The following is a 22087-nucleotide window of genomic DNA, read 5'->3' on the forward strand; positions in this document are numbered from 1 at the left end:
GGCCTGTAACACCCTCGCAACATTGTCTCTTCTCACCGCGGCGAAGATCCGTTCGTTCGGCCCGCCGCGTAGTAAGCTCCCACAACTCCCGTACCGACACCAATCGGGAGGGTCCCCCCGTCATGATGGGCTGCGAGGCGTGATGACCCCCCGTACACCGCCGGTCAGAACCCAGTCGATCCGCACGAAGATCGTCGTCCTCCTGGTCATCCCGCTCGTGTCCCTGGTGGGGTTGTGGGTGTTCGCCACCCTGGTGACGTTCGGCGAGGCCCGGGAGCTGCTGGACGCCAGGAAGTTCGACCGGCGGCTGGTGCGGCCGACGCAGACGCTGGTCACCGCGCTGCAGCACGAACGACGGATGTCGATGGCCTTCCTCGGGGACCCCGCCCTGGATCGCTCCGGCCTCGACGCGCAGCGGGTCAAGACCGACGAGGCCCGCCGGCACTACCGCACCAACGTCACCTCCGGCACCGTGCGCGCCCGGGTCGACCGGATCACCCTCGACCGGCTCGACACCGCCGCCGGACGGCTCGGCCAGGTGGACGCGATCCGCCGGCTGATCGACCAGCGGTCGCTGCGGCGCGACCAGGTGGTGAACGACTACTCCGGCCTGATCCGCGACCTGTCGGACCCGTTCCGGGCCGTGACGTTCGGCAACGGCGAGATCGCCAAGGACCTGCAGAACGTGGCCGCGCTGACCCAGGTCCGCGAGCTGCTGTCGCGCCAGGACGCGCTGGTCACCGGGGCCCTCACCGCGGGCCGCTGGCGGGTCCCCGAGCAGTTGGAGCTGTACCGGCTCGGCGGGGCGGCGGAGTTCCTGCTCGCCGACCTCGTGCCCGGCCTGCCCGCCACGGACCGCGCCCGGTACGAGGTGTTCGCCACCGGCCCCGACCTCGTCCGCTACCAGCGGCTCCAGCAGAGGCTGGCGGGCGCCGACCACACCGACCGGCGGCCCCCCGTCGACCTCGGCTCCTGGCACACCGCCTCCGAGGCCGTCATCGCCCGGATGGCGGAGCTGGAGGTCGCCGTCGCCGAGCGCGCCACCGAGCGCTCCGACGACGTGGCCACCGCGTCCGTGGCCCGGCTCGCCGCCGCCGGCGGCCTGGGGCTGCTGGCCGTCCTCGTCTCCGCCGTGGTCGCCGTCCGGATCGCCCGCCGGCTGGTCGGCGAGAGCCGGCTGATGGCCGACACCGTCGGCGACTTCACCGAGAACTACATCCCCGCGCTGGCCGACGTGGTCCGCGACGGCGGCACGATCGACGCCGACTCCGCGCTGCCCCGGCAGCGGCTCCAGGTCACCGAGATCGCCCGGATCAACGAGGCGTTCCTGGCCGCCGGCCGGGCCGTGATCGAGGCCGCCACCCGCGAGAGCGAGACCTGGCGCGGCATCAACGAGGTCTTCGTGACCCTCGCCCGCCGCAACCAGGCGCTGGTGCACCGCCAGCTCACCCTGCTGGACACGATGGAACGGCGCACCGAGGACCCCGAGGAGCTGGACGACCTCTTTCGGCTCGACCACATGGCCACCCGCATGCGCCGGCACGCCGAGGGGCTGGTCATCCTGGCGGGCAGGCCCGCCGGACGCACCTGGCGCACGCCGGTCCCGCTGGTGGACGTGGTGCGCGGCGCGGTCGCCGAGGTCGAGGACTACACCCGGGTCGGCGTGCTGTCGATGCCGGCCGCCGCGCTCGCCGGCAACGCCGTCGCCGACACCATCCACCTGCTGGCCGAGCTCATCGAGAACGCCACGCTGTTCTCCCCGCCGCAGTCGCCCGTGCGGATCACCGGTCAGGTGGTGCCCAACGGCTTCGTGGTGGAGATCGAGGATCGCGGTCTCGGGCTCAAGCAGGAGACCCTGGACGAGCTCAACCGGCGGCTGGTCGACACCCCCGGCTTCGACCTGTCGGACCTGGGCCGGCTCGGCCTGTTCGTGGTCGCCAGGCTCGCCGCCCGGCACGGCATCAAGGTGTCGCTGCGGGCCTCGCCGTACGGCGGCACCACCGCCATCGTGCTCGTCCCGGCCGGCCTGGTCGTGGAGTCCCCGGCGGGCGGGACGCCCCCGGCGGAGATGCGCGCCCAACTGCCCGGGCCGTCGCCGCGCACCGTGCCCGCCGAGGTGCAGGCGCCCGCGGGACGCACCCTGGTCGCCTCGCCGCGCGCCGTCCCGGAGCCGGTGGCCGCCCCGCGCGCCGTCCGGGACGAGCGGCCCGACGTGGTCGTTCCCGCCGAACTGCCGCGCAGGCGCCGGGCGCAGGACCCGCCCACCGGGCCGAACCCGATCGTGAACGGCGCGGCGCCGGTGGCCGTCGAGGCGGCCGAGGTCGGCGAGACTCCGGAGAGCCCCGAGACCGTCGACAAGCCGGTGGAACTGACCGAGGACGGGTTGCCGCGACGGCGGCGGCAGGGGAGCCTGGCATCCGGGCTCCAAGCCGACGGGGCCGACGGGACGGACGGGGCCGACGGGGCAGGGCGGGAGGACGATCCCGAGGGGCGCATCGAGGATCTGCGCACGAAGATGGCCGCCATGCAGCGCGGTTGGCGGCGTGGCAGGGCCGAGGCCGACGACGGCCAGGGGACACAGGAGGATGGTCAATGACGGACGTCGCGAACCCGGGCGGAGAGCTCAACTGGCTGCTGGACCATCTGGTCGACAACGTCGCCCAGGTCCGCAACGCGGTGGTGCTGTCCAACGACGGATTGCGGATCGCCTCCTCGCGCGGGCTGGAGCGGGAGGACGCCGAACGGCTCGCCGCCGTGTCGGCCAGCTTCCAGAGCCTGTCGCGCGGCGCCGGCCAGGAGTTCGGCGGCGGCCGGCCGCGCCAGACGATCGTGGAGATGGAGTCGGCCTTCCTGTTCGTGACGGCCGCCGGCCAGGGCGCCGCCCTGGCCGTGCTGGCCGACGCGGACGCGGACGTCGGCGTCATCGCCTACGAGATGGCCATGCTGGTCGTCCGAGTGGGCCGGCACCTGTCGGCCAACCCGCGGTCCTCGCTGGCGGAGCACCATGCATGAGCGGACCGGGCCGGCCCGCCACCTTGGCGGGGCCGGCGGACACGCGCAGTGGACCGACCACGCCGCCGGTCCCGTGGTCCGGCCCTACGCGCTGACCGGCGGCCGGACCCGGCCGGCGGGCGGCGACTTCGACCTGATCGCCATCATCGAGACGGCCGCCGGACCCGGCGGCGACCCCGGTCCGGCGGGAGGCCGGCCCGGCGGGGGCGAGCGCGCCCTGCGCTCGCCCGAACACCAGACCATCGTGGAGCTGTGCCGAACCCCGTTGTCGGTGGCCGAGGTCGCCTCCGAGCTGGACCTCGCCCTCGGGGTGGTCCGGGTCCTGCTCGGGGACCTGCTCGACCACGGGCACATCCGGGTGCGCCGGCCGGCTCCGGTCGCTCAGTTCCCCAATGAGCGCGTACTCAAGGAAGTGATCGATGGACTCCATGCGCTCTGAGCCCGCCTTCCCCGCCCCCGGGGCTCCGGACGGCGGCGACCCGCGCGAGTCGTCCCTGGCGGTCAAGATCCTGGTCGCCGGGGGCTTCGGCGTGGGCAAGACGACCCTGGTGGGCGCGGTCAGCGAGATCCGGCCGCTGCGCACCGAGGCCATGCTGACCGAGAAGAGCATCGGCGTCGACGACACGTCGGCGGTGGAGGGCAAGACGACCACCACCGTCGCCATGGACTTCGGCCGCATCACCCTGCCCACGGGCCTGGTGCTGTACCTGTTCGGCACGCCCGGCCAGGACCGGTTCTGGTTCATGTGGGACGAGCTGGCGCAGGGCGCGCTCGGCGCGGTCGTGCTGGTCGACACCCGCCGGCTGGCCGACTGCTTCGCCTCGGTGGACTACTTCGAACGGCGCGGGCTGCCGTTCATCGTGGCGGTGAACGTCTTCGACGGGGCCAAGCGGTACGCCCCCGACCAGATCCGCGCCGCCCTCGACCTCGACGACGACGTTCCGGTCATCATGAGCGACGTGCGGACCCGGGACTCGGCCAAGCAGGTGCTGATCACCCTGGTCGAACACGTGCTCATGGCCACCTCCCGGCGCGGCTGACCGCCGCGCGGCCGGTCCGGGGCGCCGCTCGCAAGGCCCCGGACCCGGCCCGTCGTCAGACGCGGAAGTCGGCGAAGTCGAAGCCGGGGGACACGACGCAGCTCACCAGCGTCCCCCGCGTTCCGTCGGGACGGGCGGCCTGCCAGGTCCCGGCGGGGACCAGGGCCTGCGGACGCTCCCCGCGCAGCACGTCCGGGCCCAGCACGACGCGTTCGACCGGGGCGGGTCGTTCGCCGGTGCCGCCGAGCTCCAGCACCAGCGGATCGCCGTGGTGGTGCAGCCACACCTCGTCCGAGCGCACGGCGTGCCACAGGGACTCCTCACCGGGCGGGAGGAGGAAGTAGATGCCCGTCGCGCTCGCCCGCTCGCCCGGATACCCGGCCGGGGTGAACCGCGCCGGGGCCCGCCACGTCTCGCGGAACCAGCCGCCCTCCGGATGGGGGAGCAGCCCCAACGCCTCGGCGATCTCGGGCCGGCGCAGCAGCGCCGTGTGGCGCCCGTCGGGGCCGCGCCGCGCGTACCGCACCTCGGCCACGTGCCGGGGGTCGACGGCCCCCGGCACCGGGACGCCGGTCGGCGCGGGGTCGAGGGTCAGGGCCACGAGCTGGGCGTCGCCGAACACGTCGCGGGCCCCGTTCAGCACGGCGAGCGCGTCGTCGAGGTCGCCTCCGGGCACCCAGGCGGCCTCGTCGCCCGGGTCCAGCCGGTCGGCGGTCCGCCCGGTCCAGGCGCGCAGGGTGGTCAACAGGATCACGGTGTCGAGCGTAGTCGGCCGGGCCCCGGGAACGGAGGATGATCTTTGTTGCCGGACCTGTGGCGCGACGGCCGCGGCTGCGCCACGATTGTGTCCGTTCACACGGATGTCCATGCGCCGGAGACACCGGCGCGCTTTCATGGTGGCCGGCGGATTCTCCGCATGGAGGGAGCAAGGGTGACGACGACGACACCGGGACACGACGGCACGGAGCCGTCCACCGCGTCCCCGGAGGATCGTGTCACGGAGCCCTTCGAGCGGGTCACCGACGCGCCCTCCGCCCCGGCGGGGCGCGAGGACGCCCCCGGGACGCCCGAGGACGGCCCCTCCATGGCCGATGAGGACGCCGGGGCCCGTGCGACGCCGGGCGGCTCTCCGTGGCAGCGTTCGCACGCCGTGTGGGAACGCGCGAACCTCGACTGGATCCACGCGGCCGCGGCGGCCCCGGCCCCCGAGCCCCCCGCGCCGACACCCTCTTCGTCCTCGAACGGCGGCGCCTCGAACGCCGGCGCCTCGAACGGCGGCCCCTCGAACGCCGAGACCTCGAACGGCGGCGCGTCGAACGCCGGGACCTCGAACGCCGGGACCTCGAACGGCGGCCCCTCGAACGGCGGCGCGTCGAACGGCGGCGCGTCGAACGGTGGGGCCTCGAACGCTGGCCCCTCGAACGGCGGCCCCTCGAACACCGGGACCTTGAACGCCGGGACCTCAAATGGTGGCGCTTCGGACGGCGGCGCCGGGCCCTTCGTGACGGACCCGCCGCCCTCCGGGTCCTCGGGCGCGCCGGCCGGCCCCTCCGCGACGGGCCCGTCGGCGGCTCGGCCGTCGGGCGGCGGATCGGCCGTCCCGTCCCGTTCCGCCGTCGCCGGGCCCCCGCCCGCCCGTTTCTCCGCCGCGAACCCGCCGCCCGCGCGGCCTCCGGGCATCGGCGCGCTGCCGCGCTCACGTCGCTCCGGCGGACGGCGACCGCTGTTGGCCGGCGCGGTCGCGGCCGTGCTGGTCGCCGGAGGGGCCGGATACCTGGTCCTCGGAGGCGACGGCGACGACGCCGTGAAGCCGGCCCCGAAGGCGTTCGCGGCCGCCCCGGCCGACCGGCTCTTCGCGCTCGACCCTGCGGCCCCGACCGACGGGCACGTCCAGGAGCTGACCGACGCGACCGGTGACGGAGCCCTCGTGATCGCGGTGGGCGGGGAGACGGGCGGCTCGGACCGGGGCCGGTTCCTGGTCTCCGCCGACGGCGGTCGGGCCTGGCGGCCGGCGAGCGTCCGGGCCGCCGACGGCACCGAGCCGCCCCCGGGCGAGGTCCCCCGGCGGGTCGCCGGGGCCACCGGGAGGTGGGTCGCGCTCGGCGGCCCCGCCGGTGCCCCCAAGGACGGCCCCGGGCCCACCATCGTGTGGACCAGCGCCGACGGCCGCACGTGGACGCGGCGGCCACCCGGGGCCTTCGCCCCCCAGGACAGGGTGCTCGGGCTCGCCCGCGTCCCGGCCGGGTTCGTGGCCGTGGGCGCGTCGGGTGCCGGAGACCAGGCCAAGGGCGTGCTGTGGACGTCCGTCGACGGGGTCCGCTGGCAGCGCGCCGACCGGCTCTCGCTCGGCGACGCGCGGAGCCTCGACCGGGTCGTCGCGTCGGGCGCGGCCTTCATCGTGGACGGCGTCGTCCGCAAGAAGGTCACCAAGACCGAGACCAAGAAGGGCAAGAAGCGCAAGGTCACCCGGACCGTGGAGGAACGCGGCCACTGGCGCTCGACCGACGGCGGCCGGACCTGGGCGAAGGTCGACGTGCCTCAGGCCCAGGGCTCCTTCGGCGGCCTCGTCGGTCTGACCGCGGGCCCGGGCGGCTTCTTCGCCGCCCGCGACGCCAAGCGCACCACCGGACCCAAGAAGCGCCGCAAGACGACCCGCCACGGAGTGGTGTGGTCCTCCCCGGACGGCGGACGCTGGACGACGGTGGGCCAGATCCAGGCGGGCGGCTACGCGGGCCTCGACCGGTTCGCGGGCTCCTCCTCGGGCCTGGCCGCGCTGGTCCGCACCGGCGGCGACGAGAAGACGCTGCTGCGCGGCGCGGGCCGTACCTGGCAGCCCTCGGGAGAGGTCGCAGGCCCCGAGGTGACCGGCATGGCCGTCGTGGGCTCCGCCACGGTGGTGACCGGGCGGCGCGGGCCCGACCCGTACCTCTTCGTGCCGGGCGTGGGCGAGATCGACCTGAAGGCCGTGCCGGGGGCGATCAACCCCCAGCGCGACGTCGCCGGGCTGGTCTCCGACGGGCCCGTGCTGGTCGCGTTCGGCGGCGGCAACGGCGAGCCGGCCGCCTGGGTGGCCCCGGACGGGCGTTCCTGGAGGCGCGCGACGGGCCTGGGCGCGGACGCCGACCCCGGTGCGCGGCGGCTGACGGACGTCGTCCGCGGCGAGGCAGGGTGGCTCGCCGTGGGACGCTCCCCCTCCGGCCCGCTGGCCTTCACCTCGCCCGACGCCACCGGGTGGAGCCCGTCGCCCGCACTGCCGGGCAAGGGTTCGCCCTCGGCGGCGGCGTACGGGCCTCGCGGCTACGTCGCCGTGGGGCAGGCCGCTCCGTGGACCGCCGCGTGGCACTCGTCCGACCTGAAGAAGTGGAAGCGCGTCGAGGGCGGCGGTGAGGGTCGCATGCGCGACGTCGTCGCCGTGGCCGACGGGTTCACCGCCGTGGGCTCGCGCCCCGGCGACAAGGGCGTCGATCGGCCCGCCGCGTGGACGAGCACCGACGGCGAGAAGTGGAGCCATGTGCCGATCCCCGCGCTGCCTCCCGGCCTCACCTCCGGTTCGCTCGACCGCGTGGTCGTCAGCGGCGCGACGCTCGTCGCCGTCGGCACGGGCGCGACCGGCGGTTCCGGGCCGCAGCCGTTCGTCGCGCTCTCCGGCGACGGCGGCAAGACCTGGCAGACCCAGGTGATCCCCGGTGCGGGGCCGGGCACCGCCGTCACGGCCCTCACCGCGACCCCGCGCGGGTACGTGATGGCGGGCACGACGGGGGCCCCGGGCGACCGCGACGTGGCGGTGTGGGCCGCGAACGGCCGCCTGTGGAGGTCGGTCCCGGCACGCGGCGGCGGTCTGGACGGGCGCGGCGATCAGTCGCTGACCGCGCTGGCGGCCTCGGGCACGGATCTCGTCGCGGTGGGTGTCAACGGCGACCATCGCGGTGACCACCCGACCTTCTGGCGGAGGCCGCTGCCGTGACGTCCGACCGGATCCCGGAGGCGGACTTCCCCCGCAGGCCGCTGGGCCACTGGCCGACCCCGCTGGAGCGCTGCGAACGCCTGTCCGCGCTGCTCGGCGGCCCCGAGATCTGGATCAAGCGGGACGACTGCACCGGTCTGGCCGTCGGCGGCAACAAGACCCGCAAGCTGGAGCACCTGCTGGGCAGGGCCGTGGCCGACGGCCACACCACCGTGGTCACCTTCGGGGCCGTCCAGTCCAACCACGCGCGCCAGACCGCCGCCGCGTGCGCCCGCCTCGGCCTGCGCTGCGAACTGCTGCTGACCCGTTCGGTGCCCCGCGCGGACGCGTTGTACGAGACGTCGGGCAACGTCCTGCTCGACGGGCTGCTGGGGGCCCGGGTCCGCTTCGTCACCGGCCCGGAGGACATCACCGCCGCGTTGGACGAGATCGGCCCCGCCTACGTCATCCCCACCGGGGGCTCCAACGCGCTCGGCGCCCTGGGCTACGTCGACGCCGCCTTCGAGTTCGCGGAGCAGGCCGCGGACCGGGTCTCCGTCGACCGGATCGTCGTGGCCACCAGCACCGCCGGAACGGCCGCCGGGCTCTGCGTCGGCCTCGCCGAGGCCGGCCTGCGGACCCGGGTGGAGGCGGTGGCCGTCTACCGGTCGGTGGAAGAGACCGAGGCGGCGCTGGAGGACCTGGTCGCCGAGACCGCCGGGCTGCTGGGGGTCGCCGCGCCGCGCGGCGGTCGTACGGTGCACGGCGACTGGCTGGGCCCCGGCTACGGCGTCGCCACCCCGGAGATGACCGAGGCCGTCCGGATGTTCGCCCGCGCCGAGGGCGTCCTGCTCGACCCGGTGTACTCCGGCAAGGCGGCGGCGGCCCTGGTGGGGCTGGTCCGCTCGGGGCGGATCGGCGCGGACGAGACCGTGGTGTTCTGGCACACGGGGGGCGCGCCGGGCCTGTTCGTCTATCCGGACGACCTGTGAGCCCGGAGGCCGGCCGCGTACGCGAAGACCCCGCCCGGGGCGGGGTTCGGGCGGGGTCCGGTCGCGGGGGTCCTCAGTCGGCGTTGATGTGCAGATCCACGCCGAGCAGGACCAGGAACCACAGGAGCACCGCCAGGAGCGCACTGGCCACGCGCCGCAGCAGGTCCACGTCGATGTAGTCCCGGTCCCAGGCGACGAACACGCCGATGACCAGATAGATGAGCCCGATGAGGCTGATCCCCGGTCGGTATCGGTTCGCCATGGGGCCGTTCCTTTCACGCCGGTCGATGACGTCCCGGCGATGCCCCGCGCGGGGGGCGGAAAACGGTGCCCTTGAAATCGGACACTCACTAAAGCAAAGAAGACATGTCCGAAAACAGGGCTCAGGGGAGGGCGATCCGCGCCAGGACCGGGTCGTGGTCGGTGACCTGATCGGCGAACTCGGCGTTGAGGTGGACGATGTCGACCTCGTAAGGGGCGCGGGCCAGCCCCGGGCTCAGCAGGATGTGGTCGACGTCCTGCGCGTTGCCGCCCGACACCACCGTGTAGCGCTCCCTCTCGGGCAGCCCGGCGACCGGGTCGCGCAGGGGGCCGGGCCGCGCGCCGGGGCCGCCGGTCAGCGCCCGCAGGGCGGGGGAGTGACCGGGCGCGTTGAAGTCGCCCGCCACGATCACCGCGGCGTTCGGGTCGATCGCCCGCAGCGCGCCGACGAACTCGCCCACCCGTCGGGCCTGGGCGAGGTGCGCGCTCGCGCTCGGCGCCCGGGGCGGCTGGAAGCGCCCGTACGGCGAGTCGTCCCCGCCCCGCGCCGTCCAGTGGTTGGCGACGACGACGATCCTGCGCCACCACCACAGGAACTCGCCCGCCAGCGGCTTGCGGGCGCCGTTCCAGGCCAGATCCAGCGGCGCGATCCGCCCGGGGCTCGCCGTCAGCCCGGCCGTCCGGACGCCGAACGGCCCCTCGACGGGGACGGCGGCGACCGGCGCGGTGGCGGTGCCGCCGGGCCGGTCCACGAAGGCCAGCCCCCGGTCGCCGCGGAACAGGAAGCCCACCCGGATGTTGCCGCCGGGCTCGCCGCCGTCCGCCCCGTCCACCGGGTCGATGGAGCGCCAGTCGTAGGCGGGGCCGCCCGCCGCCGAGATCGCCGCCGTGAGCTGCGCCACGGTCTGGTCGGCGGCCACCGTGCCGTCGGAGTCGGGCCCGCTGTTGTCCTGCAGCCCGGTGACGGTGATCAGGTCGGGGGAGGCCAGCCCGGTGACGATCTGCCGGGCGATCGCGTCGAACCGCGCCGGCGGGTCGCCCGGATCGAGGTCCTTCAGCGAGTACGTGGCCACCGCCAGCTCCCCGGGGCCCTGCGGACGGGCGCGTTCCCGACTCAGACCGCCGCCGCGCACCCGCGACGACGACGTCACCAGCAGCTTGAAGTCGCCGAAGCCGTAGTCGAGCACCCCCGCCGTCCGGCCGGGGAGCCGGTCGCCCACGTTCATCGCCGGCAGCGGCAGCAGCGTGTCGTCGAGGATCACCCGTTCCGGGTTGGCGTCCCGGTCCCGCAGCACGATGCCGCCGCGCCCGGTCCGCACGCCGGAGCCCTCGCCGCCCGACGGCAGGACCGGGATCTCGCCGAAGTCCGCGCGGGGCCCGACGGCCACCGCGTCGTCGACGGCGACCCGCATGCCCTCCAGCGACTCGTAGAAGTCGAGTCCGTCGCGTTCCGGCTCGAACGCGCCGGAGCGTTCGACGTCGCCGCGCACGTCGTCGTCGATCACCGCGCCGGGCGCGCGCCGGCCGTCGGGCCCCAGCAGCACCGCGGGCGGCGGCTCGACGCCGCGCCGCTCGACCGCCACGGCCGTGGCCTCGATCTCGGTGCGGGAGAGGTTGGCCGACAGCGGCCCGCCGGGACGGAACTCGCCGACCAGCCCGTTCACCCGGACCAGATCCCCGGCGACCGCCGTGGGTCGGGTCCGCGTGAAGACGAAGACGCCCTCCGAGGTGCGCGGATCGCGGTCGGGCGTGGGGCCCTGCATCCAGAAGCCGTTCTCGGCCACCGCGAGCACCACGCCGGGGATGCCGCTGACCGCGGTGCCGACGAACGGCGAGGCGTGCGCGGCGCCCTGGATGTCGTGGACATGCCGCGCCGCCTTCGGCGCGGACGCCGAAGGGAGGGCGGGGACCGTCACCGTGCCGGCCGCGAGCAGCACGGCCGACCCCGCCCGGACGAGGACACGCAGGAACGTCACGATCACCCCAGGGCCGAGTTCACGAACGCCGTTTCATCCACTGAGCATGGTGACACGCCCACGGTGCCGGACGGTAGCGATCACCCCGGACCCGAGGTCGCGCGTCGTGCGGATCAATCGAAGACCACCACCTGGCGGACGGCCTCCCGGCGCTCCAGCCTCCGCACGGCGTCGTTGAGGTCGGCGAACCCGATCCGGTGGCTGACCAGGCCCTCGATGTCCAGCCGGCCCGCCCGCCACAGGTCGACGAAGCGCGGGACGTCGCGGCGCAGATCGCAGCCACCGTACAGGGACGCCCGCACGGACTTGCCGTCGAACACCAGCCCGAACGGATCGAGTCGGTGACCCTCTGTGGCCGGGGCCACCCCCACCACCACGACCTCGCCGCCCCGCCGGGCCAACCGGTAGGCGGTCGCGATCGCCGCGGACCGGCCGACGACCTCGAAGGCGTGGTCGAAGCCGACGCCGGACGTCAGCGGGCCCCTGACGGCGTCCGCCTCGTCCGGCACGACCGTGTGCGTGGCCCCGAACCGTTCGGCGAGCGGGTGCCTGGCCTCGTTCGGGTCGACGGCCAGGATGGTGGAGGCCCCGGCGATCCGGGCGCCCTGGATGACCGACAGGCCCACGCCGCCCGCCCCCACCACCGCGACCGTGGCGCCGGGCCGCACCCGGGCGGTGTTGAAGACCGCGCCGAGCCCGGTGGGGATCCCGCAGCCGAGCAGCGCCGCGTACTCGAACGGCACGTCGTCGGCCACCTTGATGACACCCTGCCGGGGCATCGTGATCTCCTCGGCCCACGTGCCGCAGCCCGCCATGCCGTACAGCGCCGTGTCGTCGCCCCGCCGGAACCTGACCTCGGTGAAGGACGCCATGAGGAACGTCGCGCACAGGAACGGCTCGCCGCGCACGCAATCGGCGCAGACGCCGCAGCTCGGCGTCCAGTTGATGACGACGTGGTCGCCGGGCCGGACCTCGGTGACGCGCTCGCCGACCTCCAGCACCTCGCCCGCGCCCTCGTGACCGAGCACCGCGGGGACCGTGGTGGGCAGGACGCCGTTCATCGCCGACAGGTCCGAATGGCAGACCCCGGTGGCGCGGATCCGGACCCGGACGTCGTCGGGCCCCGGATCGACGGGCGTGACGTCGTCCCGAAGGTCGAGTTCCGTGTCGCCGACCTTGTCGAGCACCGCCGCGCGTGCCATGACCTACCTCCGTCGAGAAGGGCGGCCGGGTCACTCCTCGAAGGAGAGCGCCGCCTTGGGACAGGAGCGGACCGCGTGCCGCACCCGGTCGGCCTGGTCGGCCGGCGGGTTCGGCCGGACGATGTGGAGGACGTCGTCGTCGTCGAGGTCGAAGACCTCGGGCGCCAGGCCGGCGCAGACGCCGTTGGCCTCACAGGCCAGGGGGTCGACTCGCACTTCCATCGCGTTCTCCCTCGGAGCTCGCTCGGGTCCGGGCGTCGGGCTGCGCCACGTACCTTACCGAGCCCGTGTCGCGCCCGGCCGGACCGTTCGGCACGACACCGGCCCCTCGGTGACCGCACCCAGGGCGGGCGTCCCCCCGATGTGATGTGTCATACATTTCCCGGCCGGCGGGCGTTCATCGGGCGCGCGGAACGTCTGAGCGAGGTGAGGAGGGCACCGGCGGGGGCACGGGAGCCGAGCGGACGCAACGGGCTATAGAGTGCCCGGCGGAGGAGATCATGACTGACACGGTGACGGCCGCGACGACCCGGAGCGCGCCCCGGCCCATGCCCGCCGACCTGCAGCGCGCCGCCCAGGCCGCCAAGGGCTTCATGCCGCCCGCCGAGGGCCGGGCGCTGTACGAGACCGCGCTGGCCCGCGGCCCGCACGGCCCCATGCTGGAGATCGGCTCGTACTGCGGCAAGTCCGCGATCTACTTCGGCGCGGCCGCCCGGGAGGTCGGCGGCGTCCTGGTCACCGTCGACCACCACCACGGCTCGGAGGAGAACCAGGCCGGCTGGGAGCACCACGACCCGTCCCTGGTGGACCCGTGCACCGGTCGGATGGACACGCTGCCGACGTTCCGCAAGAACATCGCCGCCGCGGGTCTGGAGGACCACGTGGTCGCCGTCGTGGGCGCCTCCCGCATCGTCGCCCGGCTCTGGAACACCCCGCTGTCCCTGCTCTTCATCGACGGAGGCCACGCCGAGGAGCCCGCCCAGGCCGACTACGAGGGCTGGGCCCCCTGGGTCATGGTGGGCGGCGCCCTGGCCATCCACGACGTCTTCCCGGACCCGGCCGACGGCGGCCAGGCCCCCTTCCACGTTTACAGCCGGGCCCTCGCCAGCGGCGCCTTCGAGGAGCGCCGCGTCGAGGGCTCGCTCCGCATCCTCGAACGCGTCAACGACCGCGACCCCCTCGCCGGCTGACGGCCGGGGCGGGCCGCCGCCCTCAGATCTTCGTGCGGATCGGGTCGGCCAGGCCGGGCGGTGGCGCGGGGACACAACCGCAGGCGCTCGGGTCGGCGGGCTCGGACGGGCCCAACGGGCGGCCGGCGATCTCCTTGAACAGGGCGGAGCCCGGGGTGTCCCCGCACAGGGCGTCGGCCGCCAGGATGACCGCGGCGGCCGTGTAGGTGGAGCGGTCCCCGGGGAAGTGCCGCTGATTCTCGAACTGCCAGCCCGTCCAGTACGAGCCGTCCTCGTGCCGCAGGTGCTGGATCGTGGTGAACAGCTCCAGGGCGCGGTCCCGGTCGCCGGAGGCGTCCAGGGCCAGCACCAGCTCGCAGCTCTCGGCCGCCGTGACCCAGGGCTGGTCGTCGACGCAGCGGCAGCCGAGGCCGTCCACCACGAAGTCGTCCCAGCGCTCCGCGAACCGCCGCGCCGCGTCGCGACCGCGGACGGCCCCGCCCAGGACCGGGTAGTACCAGTCCATGGACCAGCGGCTCTTGTCGGCGAACGCCTCGGGGTGCCGGGCGACCACGTGACCGAGCTGGTCGGCGGCCAGCTCCCAGTCCGGCTGCGGCTCGCCCAGGTGCTCGGCCAGCGCCACGGCGCAGCGCAGCGCCTGGTAGATCGAGGAGCAGCCGGTCAGCAGGGCCAGGTCGGCGGCCTCGCCCCCGGGGTGCCGCATCCACAGGATCTCGCCCCGCTGGGTCTGCAGACCGAGGACGAACTCGATCGCCCGGCGGACCGTCGGCCACATCCGGCGGGCGAACGCGTCGTCGCCGGTCATCAGCAGCTCGTGCCAGACGCCCACCGCGACGTACGCGGCGTGGTTGGACTCGCCGCCGGCCTCGGTGACCTCGCCCAGCACCCACTTGGCGGGCCAGGACCCGTCGGGGCGCTGGACGGAGCGCAGCCACTCGTACGCGCTTCGGGCGTGCTCGCCGAGACCGGCGGTGGTCAGCGCCATCGCGGCCTCGATGTGGTTCCAGGCGTCGACGTGGCCGGCGATGCCGCCGGTGGGCGCGAACCACGGGATGGCCCCGGAGGGCTCCTGCTGGGCGACGATGCTGCGCGCGGTGGCCAGCACGTCGTCGGCGGTCACCACCCCGGGCACCGACGGCGGCCGGTGGACCGGGGCCTCAGGCCGCATCCACCTTCTCCTTGCCGGCGGACTCCGGGCGTCCGGGCGTCGAGGGCTTGGTGAAGTAGACGACCACGCTCTTGCCGAGCACCGGGTTGAGCGCCTGCTCGGCGATCCGGGTGGCGAGCGGTCGCTTCATGATGTCCCACACGAGCAGCTTGTGGTAAGCCTGCGCCAGCGGGTTGGCGTCGTTGTTCACGCCGACCGCGCACTTGATCCACCAGTACGGGGTGTGCAGGCCGTGGGCGTGGTGGTGGCCGTCCACCCGGAAGCCGGTGGCCTTGAGCTTGGCCTGCAGCTCGGCGCGGGTGTAGATGCGGATGTGACCGCCGGGGGCGGTGTGGTAATCCTCCGACAGCGCCCAGCAGACCCGCTCGGGCAGCCAGCTCGGCACCGTCACCGCGAGCCGGCCGCCGGGCTTGAGGACCCGCTTCAGCTCGGCCATCGCGGCCAGGTCGTCGCCGATGTGCTCCAGCACCTCAGAAGCGATGATCTTGTCGAAGCTGTCGTCGGGGAACGGCAGGTGCCGGGCGTCGCCCTGCACGGTGCGGGCGGTCGCGCCCTCGGGCGGCTCGCCCTCCAGCCGCATGGCCCCGAACATCTTCTCCACGCCGTCCAGCTCGTCCTGGTCGAGGTCGAACGCCACGACGTGCGCTCCCCGCCGGTACAGCTCGAAGGCGTGCCGTCCGGCGCCGCAGCCCATGTCGAGGACATGGTCTCCGGGGGTGATGGGGAACCGCTGGAAGTCAACGGTCAGCAGGGCGGTGCTCCTTCCGTGCGGGGCCCCCGGGGGCGCCCCTTCGCGCGACGGCCTTGGGCGAGCGGAGGTCCGCGCCTGCCCGGGCCCCTCCTGCGGCCAGCCGCAGGTAGTTCTGGCGGGCGATCTCCGCCCGGTAGTACTCGACGGTGGTCCGCGCCACCGCCGCCCACGTGTACCTCTCCTGGACGCGGGCCAGCCCCGCGGCGCCCAGCCGGGCCCGCTCGTCGGGGGCGTCGTGCAGGAGCAGCAGCGTGGCGGCCAGCTCCTCGACGTCCCCGGGCGCGACCATGGCGGCGGACCGGCCCACCACCTCGGGCAGCGCCCCGGCGCGGCTGGCGATCAGCGGCGTGCCGGAGGCCATGTGCTCGACGGCGGGCAGCGAGAAGCCCTCGTAGCGGGACGGGACCACCGCGATCTCGGCGGAGGCCAGCAGCTCGCCCAGCTCGTCGTCGGAGACGCCGCTGACGAAGCGCACCCGGTCGCCCAGCGCCAGCTCGCGCACCAGCTTCTCGGTGGGGCCGTCCTTCTGCGGGCGGCCCACCACGATCAGGTGGACGTCGCGTTCGGTGGCCAGCTTGGCGACCGCGCGCAGCAGCACGTCGACCCCCTTGAGCGGGGAGTCGGCGCTGGCCATCGCGACGATCCGGCCGGGGACGCGCTCGCCCCGGGGGTGGAAGATCCGGGTGTCGACACCCAGCGGCAGGATCTCGATGTCGCCCGGGTCGACCTTGAAGTCCTTGACGATGTCGATCTTGGAGGACTCGGAGACCGTGAGGATGGTGCCGACCCGCCGCGCGACCCGCGCCTGCATGCCCACGAACCCGTACCAGCGCTGCTTGCCGAACCGGGACAGCGGGTCCGGGGCGGCCTCCAGCTCGATCCGGCGGTCGACGCTGATCGGGTGGTGGATGCTCGTCACCAGCGGCAGCCCCAGCCGGGGGATGCCGAGGTTGCCGAAGCCCAGCACCTGGTTGTCGTGCGCGACGTCGAACTCCCGCCGGCGGCGGCGCAGCTCGCGCAGTACCCGCAGGCTGAACGTCAGCGGCTCGGGGAACCCGCCCGTCTTCATGTGGGCGTACTCGAGCACGTCGATCCAGTCCCGGTACTCCGTGAGGGCGGGCGTCCGGAAGGGGTCGTCGTCGCGGTACAGGTCCAGACTGGGGATCTTGGTGAGCGTGATGTCGTCGCGGTCCAGCTCCGGATAGGGCTGGCCGGACAGGATGTCGACCCGATGGCCGAGGGCGGCCAGTTCCCGGCTCAGATGACGCAGGTACACGCCTTGGCCGCCGCAGTGGGGCTTGCTCCGGTAGGAGAGCAGGGCCACGCGCAACGGCTCGTCCACAACCCCGCTCACGCACCACCCCTGTCTGTCCTCGAGATCGCCGGTTGGTCGGACGAAACCGCCCGGACCGGCATCAGCTCGATGCCGTTGATGAAGTACGACCTTAGCCTGCGAACGTTACCTGTGAGTCCTATGTTAGGCATGGTGTCTAAAAGCACTGAACACACCCGTCCGGTGACGCCCAGCGTATGTGCCCCGAATGTGCGGTCCGTACCTCGCGGACACGGTGGCCCCGGCGGTGTCGTCCCAGTTCAGCGCGCCGTACGGGCCGTCCGGGCGCACAGCGACGCGTAGGTCGGCACCAGCACGCGGCGGGCCGGCCGGCGGGACGTGACCCGGTACGGGCCGGCGGCCGTGAGGGTCTCCAGCATGCGGGTGATCTGGGTCCGGGCGACGGCCGCCCCGAGGCACAGATGACGCCCCGCGCCGAACCAGAGCTGCCGGGTCTCCGGGACGTACTCGCGGTGGACGTCGAACGGCCCCACCGCGTTGTCGGCCAGATAGGTCAGCAGCATGATCCGATCGCCCGCGCGGAGCCGGCGGCCCGCCACGACCGCGTCCCTGGTCACCGCGCGGCCGATGACCGGCGCCGGCGTCGCGACCCGCAGCCCCTCCCGGACCGCGTTGGGCATCAGCCCCGGGTCGGCCAGCAGCGCCCCCTGCTGACCGGTGTCGTGCAGCAGCGCCGCCGTACGGGAGGTCCCGGACGCCCCGGTCTCGGTGCCCGCGATGGCCAGCAGCGTCGCCAGCCCCCGGGTCAGCGGGAGACCGAGGTCCATCTCCCGGCAGCGGCCGAGGATCGTGTCGGGCCCGGCCGTGCGATACCCCTCCTCGACGCCCCGGGTGATGTCGGTGACGATCGCGCGGGCCCGCCGGACGGTCCCGGCGGGCAGCACGGTGGAGGCGGCGGTTCCCATCGCCAGCCCCGCCAGCCGTTCCCCGGCGGCGAAGATCCTCCGGTACGCGTCGTCGTCGGGGGAGTCGAGCCGCATCCCGAGCAGGTCGGCGACCATGCGTCCGGCGAGGACGCGGGTTGCGTCGGCCACGTCCACGGTGCCGCCCTCCGCCAGCCGTTCGGCCATCGCCCGGTAGTGCGCGCCCTGGGAGCGTTCCACCAGGGCGCGGGCGTTGTCCTCGGTGAACAGGTCGCGGGCGCGGGTCCGGACCTCGGCGTGCCGGGCGCCGCCGAAGAACTGCGCCATCTCGTCCCCGAACAACTGGATCCACAGATGCCCGACGCCGCCCTCCCCGGCCATGCCGAAGTGCGCGGCGTCGTTCAGCACCCGGCGGGCCAGCACCGGGTCGTTGACGACCCAGCCCAGTCTGGGGAAGCGCTGGATCGGCGCGGTGTGCCGGGCCGCCTGGAGCAGGGCGTACAGGCCGGGGTTCCCCGCCCACAGCAGCCGCGCCTCGTACCGCGCCGCCCTCCTCGCGCCGTCCACCACCGTGACCCCCTCGGACCGGCCGCCACCTGGGCGATTCCACTCAGATCGTCCTGAGTATCCCAACTCATGACCCATCGGACCCGATTCTGTACCTTCTGCTGCGTGAACCTGTGGGTGGCCGTCCCGGCGTACAACGAGGAGCGCTCCATCGGCGCGACCCTGCGCCGGTTGGGAGAGCAGTCCGATCGTGAGTTCTCGCTGGTCGTCGTGGACAACGGCAGCACCGACGGCACCGCCGGGATCGTCCGGGACTTCGCCCGGGAGCACCCCGGGAGGAACGTCCGCCTGGTGGCGGAGCCGCAGAAGGGCACCGGCGCCGCCGCCGACACGGGCCTCCGGTACGCCATCGAGCACGGCGCGACGCACATCGCCCGCACCGACGCCGACTGCCTGCCGCATCCCGACTGGATCTCCGCCGTCCGGCGCGCCCTCGACGGCGGTCTGGAGATGGTGAGCGGCCCGCTGCGGCCCCGCACCGACGAGTTCCGGCTCAAGCTGTGGGAACGCCGCCTGCTCCCCACGGTCGTGGAGCTGGCTGCGCTGGCCGGGCGGTACCGGAAGGGCAACCAGGACCCCGCCTACCTGGGGCCCTACCTGATGATGCCCGGCTGCAACATGGCCATCAGCGCGCGGCTCTACGAGGAGGCCGGCGGCTTCCCGCGCACCAGGATCGAGGAGGTCCACGAGGACCGCGCCCTGGTCAACCGGGTCCGGCGCCTCACCACCGCCTACGGGCTGCGCAAGGACATGGTCGTGTACGGCTCGGTGCGCCGGCTCCGCGCCTACGGCCTGATCGGCACCCTCGCCTGGTACGCCGACCACCGCTACACGCCCGACGTGGTGGACATCCGTTGAACCCGGCGGACCGGTGGGAGCGGCGGCTCTACCTGACCGCGCACCCGGTGGCGTACCCGCTGCTGCGGCTGGCCGGGCGTCGCCCGGTCGTACGGGTGCCCGGGGTGGGGGTCGTCATCAGCGACGCCGCGCTCGCCCGCGAGGTGCTGCTCGACGGCGACACCTTCCGCAAGGACGGGCCCGGATCGCCCGGCGAGCTGTGGACGCCCATCCTCGGCCCGTCCGTCCTGCTCAACATGGAGGGCGACGCCCACCGGGCGCTGCGCGGCAGGCTGGCCGGCCTGTTCACACCCGCCTACACCGAACGGCTCTGCGCCCGGGTCCTCGCCGAGCCCCTGGAACGTCTGGCCGAACGGCTCGACGCAGGGGCCGAGGTGGACCTCGTGGACACCATGCGGGTGATGGCCGGGGCGGTCATCGGCCACGTGATCGGCCTGGAGACCCGGGACGAGGACGGCTACCGGCACCTGTTCGAGCAGGGCGAACGGATCGTCTCGATGATCACCCTGCGCACTCGACGCCTCACATCGTCCCAGGTGGCGCGGGCCCGGCGGGTCCTCGACCCGCTCGGCGACGTCGCCGCCGAGGCGTACGCGGCGGGCGACGACGGCACGGTCATGGGGCGGATGCGCGGGCTCGGGCTGTCGGAGGGCGAGGCCCGGGGCGCGGCCGGGGCGTTCTTCCTCACCGGGACCGAGACCGTCGCGACACTGGTGCCCCGCCTGATCGCCCTGCTGCACGACTCGGGGACGCTCGGCCGGGTCGCCGCCGACCCGTCGCTGCTGGACCGGGCGATCGACGAGGCCATGCGGGTCGGCACCCCGACACCGGTCATGCTCCGCAGCGTCCACGCGCCCGCGACCGTGGGCGGCGTGGCCATCGCCCCCGGCGACCGGGTGCTGATCGCCACCCACAACTGCTGCCGCGCACTCGGGCCGTTCGACCTCGATCGTCCGCATCCTCCGGAGGTGCGGCGGCTCTGGTTCGGGGCGGGCCCGCACTTCTGCCTCGGCTACCCGCTCGCGATGGCGGAGATCCGCGCGGTCGCCCGTACGCTGCTGGCCGCGTCGCCGCTGGTGATCACCCGGCGTCGCGCGGCCCGTGGTGTGCTCCTGCCGACCTACCGGCACCTCCGCGTGCGGCGAGCGGCGCCGTGAGGGGAGGTCGAGGCGTGCTCCGACCGCCTCGCCGGTACCTCCGTGCGGGGTGCGGCGTCGTGAAGGGGAGCCGGGGCCCTGGTGCACGGGGGTCGGTGTCGTGAAGATCGCGGTGACGGGGGCGTCGGGTTTCGTGGGCGGGGCGGTGTGCCGGGCCTTGGCGGAACGCGGGATCGCCGTCCACGGGTACGGCCGTCGTTCGACGGTCGCCGTGGGGCATGTCGGCGGGGCGGTCTACCGGTCGTGGGACGTCACCCGGGGGCCGCTCGGTGACGCGCCGCAGGTGGACGCGGTGGTGCATTGCGCGGGGAGCGTGACCGACTGGGGGCCGGTCGAGGGGTTCTTCCGCACCAATCTGGACGGGACGAGGAACGTCCTGGCGTCCTTCCCGTCGGCGCGGTTCGTTCATGTGAGCACCGCCAGCGTGTACGACCCTTACCGTCCGACGGTCGCCGCCCGGGAGTCCGAGGCCCCGGTCGGTCGGTACGTGAACGGGTACGGCGCTTCGAAGGCCGCCGCCGAACGGGCGGTGCTCGCGGCGATGCGGGAACGTTCCGCCGTCATCCTGCGCCCCCATGCCGTGTACGGGCCGGGCGACACCACGCTGCTGCCCCGCGTGCTGTCGGCGGTGCGGGGGCCGATCCTTCCGGCGGTGGGGGACGGGTGTCAGCGGATCAGCCTGACCTCGATCGACAACCTGGTCCGGGCGTGTCTGCTCGCCGCCTGCGGTCCGGTGGGGGAAGGGGTCTTCAACGTCGCCGACGCGGCCCCGGTCCTTCTCGACGACGCCCTGCGGGAGATCCTCGCCGAACGTGGTGTCCGTGCCCGTCCGGTGTATCTCCCGCTCGCGGTCGTTCACCCGCTCGCCGCCGTCGTGGAGGGCCTCTTCCTGGCCGCCCGGCGGTCTCGGCCACCGCGTCTCACCCGCTATGCGCTCGGGCACCTGGCCGTGGAACGCACCTTGGACATCTCGGCGGCGCGCCGGGACCTCGGATACGAGCCCGCCCCGACCTGCTTCACGGGGGCCGCCGAGTGGTGATCAGTCCTTCCAGGGTGCCCAGCCGACGGTGTCGATCCGGACGCCGAAGTGCTCCAGGTCGACGGTGTCGCCGAACTCCCAGGTGTCACTGTGCAGATAGGCGCCGGCCCCCTGATCGGGAACGGAGTACAGCGTGATCAGCGGGCCGTTCGGATCCCGGTCGATCAACAGGTAATAGGGGATCTCCATTCGGGCGTACCCGGTCCACTTGGTGGAGTGCTTGCGGTCGGCCGGACGCCGGTCGTTGCCCGCGTTCGACGGCGAGGTGACCTCGACGACCATCTCGACATGATCGGGACGGGCATGGCGTTCGTCCGACGCGCGGAGGTCGGTGAGCACCTCGGCGCGCATGACCATGAGATCGGGAACGTAACCCTCCTGGATGCCGACCATGTTGAGGTCGACCTGTATCGGGCACTGCCACAAGAAGTCCTCGTCCTGCCAGCGCGCTCGCTGGAAGCTCTCCAGCACGTCGCTGACGACGTGATCGTGTCCGAAACGGAGGCCTGGCGACACGACGATCTTCCCTCCGATGATCTCGACCCTGGTGCGGTCGTGCGGGAGGTGAAGGAAGTCGCGGAGTTCGTCGCGCTCCCACATGGCGTGGGCCGTGTCGGGCAGGACGACGGGGTGCTCGGAGACCATGATGCTCACTTCGGGTGACCTCTCCCTCACGATCAGCTCCCGGTCATCGTAGGGAACACGTGGCGTAAG

21 protein-coding genes are annotated in these 22087 nt (G+C 74.1%); 10 read left to right on the plus strand and 11 right to left on the minus strand.

Features of this window, described 5'->3' with window-relative positions; translation table 11 throughout:
- Positions 1 to 142 precede the first annotated feature (142 nt).
- Genes DFJ69_RS21420 through DFJ69_RS21435 form a run of 4 tightly spaced genes read left to right on the plus strand, consistent with a single transcriptional unit; the run spans position 143 to position 4052 of the window.
- Positions 143 to 2596, plus strand: coding sequence for a sensor histidine kinase (locus tag DFJ69_RS21420; RefSeq protein ID WP_116024253.1), 2454 nt, complete (start codon positions 143 to 145; stop codon positions 2594 to 2596).
- A complete protein-coding gene (locus DFJ69_RS21425) occupies positions 2593 to 3012 on the plus strand; it encodes a roadblock/LC7 domain-containing protein (protein WP_116024254.1) in 420 nt (139 codons plus the stop codon). Before DFJ69_RS21420 ends, DFJ69_RS21425 begins: the two co-directional genes overlap by 4 nt.
- Positions 3005 to 3451 (plus strand): DUF742 domain-containing protein, encoded by a 447-nt coding sequence (locus DFJ69_RS21430; RefSeq protein WP_116024255.1) that lies wholly within the window; start codon positions 3005 to 3007, stop codon positions 3449 to 3451. The genes DFJ69_RS21425 and DFJ69_RS21430 overlap by 8 nt, the downstream gene beginning before the upstream one ends.
- A complete protein-coding gene (locus DFJ69_RS21435; protein WP_170177949.1) occupies positions 3441 to 4052 on the plus strand; it encodes a GTP-binding protein in 612 nt (203 codons plus the stop codon). Before DFJ69_RS21430 ends, DFJ69_RS21435 begins: the two co-directional genes overlap by 11 nt.
- Positions 4053 to 4107: 55 nt before the next feature.
- Here DFJ69_RS21435 and DFJ69_RS21440 read toward each other — a convergent pair whose 3' ends face one another.
- Positions 4108 to 4806 (minus strand): cupin domain-containing protein, encoded by a 699-nt coding sequence (locus tag DFJ69_RS21440; protein WP_245974503.1) that lies wholly within the window; start codon positions 4804 to 4806, stop codon positions 4108 to 4110.
- Positions 4807 to 4943: 137 nt separating this feature from the next.
- Positions 4944 to 5732 carry a hypothetical protein gene (locus DFJ69_RS21445; protein ID WP_116024258.1) on the minus strand — a complete coding sequence of 263 codons (789 nt, stop codon included), beginning with the start codon at positions 5730 to 5732 and terminating at the stop codon, positions 4944 to 4946.
- A 46-nt stretch (positions 5733 to 5778) separates the two neighbouring features.
- Here DFJ69_RS21445 and DFJ69_RS21450 point away from each other — a divergent pair, with 46 nt between their 5' ends.
- Positions 5779 to 8016, plus strand: a complete 2238-nt coding sequence (locus DFJ69_RS21450; protein ID WP_116024259.1) for a glycoside hydrolase family protein — start codon at positions 5779 to 5781, stop codon at positions 8014 to 8016.
- Positions 8013 to 8987: a D-cysteine desulfhydrase family protein gene (locus DFJ69_RS21455; RefSeq protein ID WP_245974504.1), complete on the plus strand. Its 975-nt coding sequence runs from the start codon at positions 8013 to 8015 to the stop codon at positions 8985 to 8987. The genes DFJ69_RS21450 and DFJ69_RS21455 overlap by 4 nt, the downstream gene beginning before the upstream one ends.
- Positions 8988 to 9060: 73 nt before the next feature.
- On the opposite strand, the gene DFJ69_RS21460 is transcribed toward DFJ69_RS21455, so the two are convergent.
- The 4 genes from DFJ69_RS21460 to DFJ69_RS21475 form a co-directional block, all read right to left on the minus strand.
- Positions 9061 to 9249 carry a hypothetical protein gene (locus DFJ69_RS21460; protein WP_116024260.1) on the minus strand — a complete coding sequence of 63 codons (189 nt, stop codon included), beginning with the start codon at positions 9247 to 9249 and terminating at the stop codon, positions 9061 to 9063.
- Positions 9250 to 9370: 121 nt separating this feature from the next.
- Positions 9371 to 11224, minus strand: a complete 1854-nt coding sequence (locus DFJ69_RS21465; RefSeq protein WP_245974505.1) for an endonuclease/exonuclease/phosphatase family protein — start codon at positions 11222 to 11224, stop codon at positions 9371 to 9373.
- Positions 11225 to 11337: 113 nt separating this feature from the next.
- On the minus strand, positions 11338 to 12426 hold the full coding sequence (locus tag DFJ69_RS21470; RefSeq protein ID WP_116024261.1) for an alcohol dehydrogenase catalytic domain-containing protein: 1089 nt from the start codon (positions 12424 to 12426) through the stop codon (positions 11338 to 11340).
- Between the two features lie 30 nt (positions 12427 to 12456).
- On the minus strand, positions 12457 to 12648 hold the full coding sequence (locus tag DFJ69_RS21475) for a ferredoxin (protein WP_116024262.1): 192 nt from the start codon (positions 12646 to 12648) through the stop codon (positions 12457 to 12459).
- Between the two features lie 278 nt (positions 12649 to 12926).
- Between DFJ69_RS21475 and DFJ69_RS21480 the strand changes: the two genes are divergently transcribed.
- Positions 12927 to 13616, plus strand: a complete 690-nt coding sequence (locus DFJ69_RS21480; RefSeq protein WP_116024263.1) for a class I SAM-dependent methyltransferase — start codon at positions 12927 to 12929, stop codon at positions 13614 to 13616.
- A 22-nt stretch (positions 13617 to 13638) separates the two neighbouring features.
- Here the strand turns inward: DFJ69_RS21480 and DFJ69_RS21485 are convergent, their stop codons facing one another.
- The 4 genes from DFJ69_RS21485 to DFJ69_RS21500 all read right to left on the minus strand — a co-directional run bounded on the left by DFJ69_RS21485 (position 13639) and on the right by DFJ69_RS21500 (position 18319).
- The gene (locus DFJ69_RS21485) at positions 13639 to 14784 is read right to left on the minus strand and encodes a glucosidase family protein (RefSeq protein WP_116024264.1); all 1146 of its coding nucleotides are present in this window, start codon (positions 14782 to 14784) and stop codon (positions 13639 to 13641) included.
- Complete coding sequence (locus tag DFJ69_RS21490; RefSeq protein ID WP_116024265.1) at positions 14774 to 15535, minus strand: class I SAM-dependent methyltransferase; 762 nt, start codon at positions 15533 to 15535, stop codon at positions 14774 to 14776. Before DFJ69_RS21490 ends, DFJ69_RS21485 begins: the two co-directional genes overlap by 11 nt.
- Positions 15522 to 16889: a glycosyltransferase family 4 protein gene (locus DFJ69_RS21495; protein WP_245974507.1), complete on the minus strand. Its 1368-nt coding sequence runs from the start codon at positions 16887 to 16889 to the stop codon at positions 15522 to 15524. Before DFJ69_RS21495 ends, DFJ69_RS21490 begins: the two co-directional genes overlap by 14 nt.
- A 239-nt stretch (positions 16890 to 17128) precedes the next feature.
- Entirely contained in the window at positions 17129 to 18319 is a 1191-nt protein-coding gene (locus DFJ69_RS21500) for a cytochrome P450 (protein WP_245974508.1), read from the minus strand.
- A 105-nt stretch (positions 18320 to 18424) separates the two neighbouring features.
- On the opposite strand from DFJ69_RS21500, the gene DFJ69_RS21505 reads away from it, so the two are divergent.
- The 3 genes from DFJ69_RS21505 to DFJ69_RS21515 all read left to right on the plus strand — a co-directional run bounded on the left by DFJ69_RS21505 (position 18425) and on the right by DFJ69_RS21515 (position 21373).
- Positions 18425 to 19177, plus strand: coding sequence for a glycosyltransferase family 2 protein (locus DFJ69_RS21505; protein WP_116024268.1), 753 nt, complete (start codon positions 18425 to 18427; stop codon positions 19175 to 19177).
- Complete coding sequence (locus DFJ69_RS21510) at positions 19174 to 20334, plus strand: cytochrome P450 (RefSeq protein ID WP_116024269.1); 1161 nt, start codon at positions 19174 to 19176, stop codon at positions 20332 to 20334. The genes DFJ69_RS21505 and DFJ69_RS21510 overlap by 4 nt, the downstream gene beginning before the upstream one ends.
- A 100-nt stretch (positions 20335 to 20434) precedes the next feature.
- Positions 20435 to 21373 carry an NAD-dependent epimerase/dehydratase family protein gene (locus DFJ69_RS21515; RefSeq protein WP_116024270.1) on the plus strand — a complete coding sequence of 313 codons (939 nt, stop codon included), beginning with the start codon at positions 20435 to 20437 and terminating at the stop codon, positions 21371 to 21373.
- Here the strand turns inward: DFJ69_RS21515 and DFJ69_RS21520 are convergent, their stop codons facing one another.
- Positions 21374 to 22018 (minus strand): Uma2 family endonuclease, encoded by a 645-nt coding sequence (locus DFJ69_RS21520; RefSeq protein WP_245974769.1) that lies wholly within the window; start codon positions 22016 to 22018, stop codon positions 21374 to 21376.
- Positions 22019 to 22087: the final 69 nt, after the last annotated feature.

Source organism: Thermomonospora umbrina (genome assembly GCF_003386555.1).
GTDB classification, from domain to species: Bacteria; Actinomycetota; Actinomycetes; order Streptosporangiales; family Streptosporangiaceae; genus Thermomonospora; species Thermomonospora umbrina.